Source organism: Pirellulales bacterium, assembly GCA_035656635.1.
Classification (GTDB): domain Bacteria; phylum Planctomycetota; class Planctomycetia; order Pirellulales; family JADZDJ01; genus DATJYL01.
Genome location: DASRSD010000179.1, coordinates 1 through 4685 on the forward strand (window position 1 = coordinate 1; position 4685 = coordinate 4685).

Consider the following 4685-nt stretch of genomic DNA (forward strand, 5'->3'; position numbering starts at 1 on the left):
CTCGTTCATTCCGGTATTTATGCTGAGTGGTCGAGAAGGCAAGTTGTTTCATCCACTGGCGTTTACCAAGAGCTTTGCCATGATCGGCGTGGCACTGATCTCCGTCACGCTGGTGCCAGCGCTCATTCCAACATTCATAAAGGGACGCCTGCGAAGCGAGGAAGACAACCCGATCGTCCGTAGTTTTATCAATATCTACAAACCGCTTTTGACATGGGCGCTACCCAGGCGAAATCTAGTAATGTGGATGTTCGCCGTACTGCTAATCTTGGCGGCAGGCATGTTTCCGCTGCAATCAGTGGTCGGCCAAGGCGCGTCGGAACAAGCATGGCAGACGGCATTCTTGCTTGTTTTCAGTTTGGTTTCGTCGCTGACCGTGATCTTCATTCGAGGAAATCGAAAACTCAGCGCAGGCTTGGGTCTGTTATTGCTGCTAATTGCCAGTGGGCTAGTTGTTGTCGCCGGACGATTCACCTGGCTGGCGATGCACCGAAGCGGTGTGGAAATCTCATTACCGTTGTTAGGAAGGGTTTCGCTGCTCAAATGGTTGTATATTTCAGTCGCGGCGACCTCCGTTGTGACTCTATTTGTGATGGCATTTCGTTTCCAAAGCGCTGTGCTGTGGCGGGCTATTTCGCTGGCCAGTCTTGTGGTAATCGGAATGTGGGCCTATCACTTTCCCAAGATCGGCGTGGCCTTCATGCCTGCACTTGATGAAGGAACGACTCTCGATATGCCAATTACAGTTCCGCGTGCCAGTGTCACCGAATCCGCCGATGATCTGAAAGCTCGTGACGCGCTGCTGCGAGGGTTTCCAGAAGTCGAATCAGTCATTGGCAAAGCAGGCCGCGCAGATACGCCTACCGATCCGGCTCCGCTAGACATGGTGGAAACCTTTGTGAATTTCAGGCCGAAGGAACTTTGGCCCAAGCGGGTATTGCGATACAACGATGCCGCGAAGCAAACGGCACTCGTGCTTGACCGTCTTGAGAAGGACGGATTTGTACAGACAGTGCCGGCGGCTGACCGAAAAGAATTAGTCAACAGTGCCACTCAAAAGGCGATGGAGCGATTTGATGAGACGATGCGATTATTGGCGCTGAGGCTTTATTCCGATACGCAGAGGGCGTTGGGTCCAAAGCTCGTCCTGGATGCCGTCAACGATTCGGTGCACCGAATGGATGAGGCTGGCGACTTGGTTTGGCCGGCCAATCTCGATGAAGAGGCGGAGGTTCGACGCTTGTCGGAAGAACTTACGCCTCAACACGGTAGCTGGCTGGAAAAGCAACCGGCGATTGAAGATGTCACCAATCTGACGCAACAAGTTGCACAATCGCTCTTCGACCGTGGGATACTTCGTTCGCGGTACGAGCTTAGCGATTCGACCAAACAGTTATTGCAACAGCAAAATGTGCCAGCGGCAGTCGTCGATAAATTGGCACCGCTAAAGAACCGGATGTTTAGCAATAAAGCGGATTTCACCGCAGCGCTCACAGACGTTCTCAATACGGAGACTCTTTCGGCCTATCAAGCGACAATTGCCGATACAGCCTTCACTCGGCTGTCGCCGGCTGAGGCGCTGGCACTCAAACCAAACACGTTTGGGCAAATCGTCGAGGGCGTGACCGAGTTGTTGGGATCGTCGCCACCAACATTCGCGGGCGAAGTATACGCAAAGCTCATAGCGCAACGGACCGAACTATGGCAGATCGCTGTAAAGAAAATCAATTGGGAGCTTCTCGATCGCGGCACCGAAACATTTACATGGTACGTCTTAGAAGAACTCGCCAAAGCTGCGGAACAATCATCGCTTCTGTCGAGTGCCACGCGAGGCTCGGAAACTAAGCGGTTTGCAGACACCGCAGTTCAGGCTCAATTGAGCAATCCAATAAACGAGGCCGATTTCAAACCCTTTGTGTCGCTACGTGCGGAACTTGAAAAGCCGTTCCACGACCATGTTTTCTTGTGGCCACGCACGTCGGGTCCCAAAGGAGACCTGGTTGATGATGAAATGAACTTGCGCGTCTTGCAGGTCCCAGGCTGGAGCAACATCTTCACGCAACCGATCATCAACCGGATCGACATGCTCTCGACCGGCGTGCGGACTGACATCGGAGTCAAGGTGTTTGGCGATGATCTGGATACGATCGACAAGGTCTGCAAGGAAGTCGAGAAATCGCTACAGCAAGTCAACGGTGCGCGAGACGTAGTGGCCGCTCCAATTATGGGCAAGGGCTATGTGCAGATTGAAATCAATCGGGAAGAGGCTGCACGTTATGGGATCACGGTTCAGGACATTCAAGATGAAATTGAGGTTGCCTTAGCCGGAAGACCGGTCACTTATACCGTCGAAAAGCGAGACCGCTTTCCGGTTCGGATTCGCTATGCCCGTGCTGACCGAAATGATGAAGAAAGCATTCGGCACTTGCTCATCAGCCCCAGTGGAATGGCAAGCGGAACAGGAATGGCGACCCCCCCGACCGGCATGACGCCAACTTCCGGCGCTGCTTTCGCGGCGTCGGCTGACTCGACAAAGGCTGCCGCCAGTCAGGAAGGCCACGCTGCAAGCCCCGCACATGCAGCTAAGGGAAAGCCTTTCATTCCTCTCAGTGTCGTCGCCGACGTGAAGATTGTTGAGGGACCGGCAATGATTAAGAGCGAAAATGGCCGCTTGTTAAATTATGTCACCTTGAATGTTCGTGGCCGCGACATGGTAGGCTTCGTCGATGAAGCCCAGCGAGTTGTCGCCGAAAAGGTCAAACTTCCCGAAGGCGTGCATCTGGAATGGAGTGGCGAATTTGAGCATCAAGTGCGTGCCGCACGAACTCTGCGATTTGTATTTCCTGTCGTCATCGTACTGATCTTTGTGATTTTATATCTCACCTATAACGATCTGGCAGACGCCGGGCTAATGATGCTGGCAGTTCCCGAAGCCTTGGCAGGCGGTGCATTCTTCATGTACCTGTTTCCAAAAATCGTCAACGGCTGGAGCGCCCCGCCGATGGATTTCAGCGTGGCAGTATGGGTCGGCTTCATCGCCTGCTTCGGGATGGCGACCGAGACCGGCATCATTATGCTCGTTTATTTGCGCGAAGCCGTTGAAAAACGAGGAGGTCTGGCAAATATCAAATCGCTGGAGGAATTGCGGCAAGCAGTGATCGAAGGAGCGGTTCATCGTTTGCGGCCGAAATTGCTCACTGAAGGCGTGGCCATCATTGCAATTTTCCCGATGGTCTTTGCCAAGGGTGTCGGGGGCGAGATTTTAGCCCCGATGGCGTTGCCGGTATTAGGCGGGCTCTTGATTTCTGATGAGGTGGTGGACCTCTTTCTCCCGGTCCGCTTCTACTGGGTTCGCCGCGCACGATGGCTCAAGCTGCACGGCAAGTCACAAGCGGCGGACGAAGAGGCAGCCACTGTTCTTTCCCTATCTGGGGTCACAAACCGGATTGCGTGATAGCAGCTTAGTTCAAGACATCCATCGAAATGCCCTCAGCAACGCGCTAACTAATGCCACTCCCGCGATTCACCAATAGTTGGTCGTTTGCGCTGATGACTCCGCTAGTAAATCGACCGACGATTGATCTTCTCGCGCAATGCCGCGAGCGCTGTAACATGTGCGCACGCAGCCCGAGCGGCTGGAGAACCTGCGATCCGACATCCCACCGGCAGTTTGAAGCCGCCTTGCTGGCAATGCGGACGTAGTGGTTATGCCGATTTTTCGGAGAGTTAAGTTGACCTAAGTGCCGATGACCGTAATGATAGTCATTAATCTAGGAAGCTTATGCAGGCATTCTTATCCATCCTGACCGCAACGATGTTGTTCAGCCAAGGCATGCTTGGGCTGTGCTGTCGTTGTCCGCAGAATTGCTGCGGAGTGGAAAAGACTGTCAAAACGGGATGCCAGGGAGCCTGCTGTCAGCAACCCAAGCAGGACCAGCAACCGGCTGCGCCTTGTAATTGTAAAGTGCTGTGCCACGGAATCTGTACCTACATAACGACTCCACGACATCAAGTGGACGGGCTATTAGCAAGTCTTTCGTCCTACTTTTTACCCGCAGATTCGTCGCAGCCGAATGCAAATGGCCTTGTGCCCGCAAGCCTTGCAGATTGGGCACATCGTCCTGGTGAGAATAAGCCGCCACTACGGCTGCATCTTTTGAATCAAATCTGGCTGATTTGAAATACCTGGCCAATCGCTGACCCCTTTTTCGGGTTGGCGCTGCGCTTATTTCACAAAGCGCGTTTGTATTTGTGGCCACTCTCATATTTTGTCTGCCTCAAACGCTGAACGTTTTGAGGCAATTCTCTGGAGATAGTGACATGTCCGTTACCAATCGACGGGATTCAGTCGTGCCGACGGTATCCGCTGCGCGACCAGATGCGGCAGCCGCAAGTTTTCAACGAAAGCCTTTCCGCAGCTGGCTGCGTTCCGCTATCCCCACGATTGCAATCATTGGAGTTCTTGTCGGCTTGGCGACTTGGGGACATTCGACGGATTGGACCTTGCCCAAGTTTTCGTCGCTTCTCGGCGGAGGGAATGCCAATTCAGCTGCGCAGTGCATGGAAGGCGCCGACGGATGGTGCAAGGAACATAATGTTCCCGAAGCGGAGTGCATTGAATGCAATTCCAAACTCGTGCCACCACTCAAAGACTATGGTTGGTGTAAGGAACACGGGATTGCACA

2 protein-coding genes are annotated in these 4685 nt (G+C 53.4%); both read left to right on the forward strand.

Features of this window, described 5'->3' with window-relative positions:
• Positions 1 to 7 precede the first annotated feature (7 nt).
• Entirely contained in the window at positions 8 to 3454 is a 3447-nt protein-coding gene (locus VFE46_18680; protein HZZ30029.1) for an efflux RND transporter permease subunit, read from the forward strand.
• Positions 3455 to 4503: 1049 nt separating this feature from the next.
• Positions 4504 to 4685 (forward strand): hypothetical protein (locus tag VFE46_18685; GenBank protein ID HZZ30030.1); only part of this gene is annotated, 182 nt, incomplete at its 3' end.